This window comes from Bacillus sp. EKM202B, from assembly GCF_011066025.1.
Taxonomy (GTDB): domain Bacteria; phylum Bacillota; class Bacilli; order Bacillales; family Bacillaceae_G; genus Bacillus_A; species Bacillus_A toyonensis.
In genome coordinates this window covers 1-386 of sequence record NZ_JAAMNK010000108.1, presented here as the reverse complement: position 1 = coordinate 386, position 386 = coordinate 1, and the positions used below count along the sequence as shown (strand labels likewise).

Annotated in this window: 1 pseudogene; it reads left to right on the top strand. The window is 33.7% G+C overall.

Annotated features, from left to right (window positions below):
• Window positions 1-386: pseudogene (locus tag G9F74_RS29540) on the top strand (RNA-guided endonuclease TnpB family protein); the annotation flags it as partial.

Below are 386 nucleotides of genomic sequence, written 5' to 3'. Positions count from 1 at the left end.
ATAAAGATGATAAGGATCAACTAAAGAAACAAAAGCTTCCCACTCCTGCGAAATACAAAGCAGAATTTGAGTGGTTAAAAGAAGTTGATTCATTAGCTTTGGCAAATGCTCAACTAAACTTGCAAACTGCCTATAAAAATTTCTTTAGTGGTCAAAATGACTTCCCAACATTCAAAAGCAAAAAAGACAGAAAGTCTTATACAACGAATGTAGTGAACGGAAATATTATGTTGCTTAACGGTCATATCAAATTGCCAAAACTGAAAATGGTACGTATCAAACAGCATAGAGAAATACCACAAGACCATATAATCAAGTCATGTACGATTTCTATGACACCTACTGGTAAATACTATGTGTCCATTTTGACTGAATACGAAAAAGAG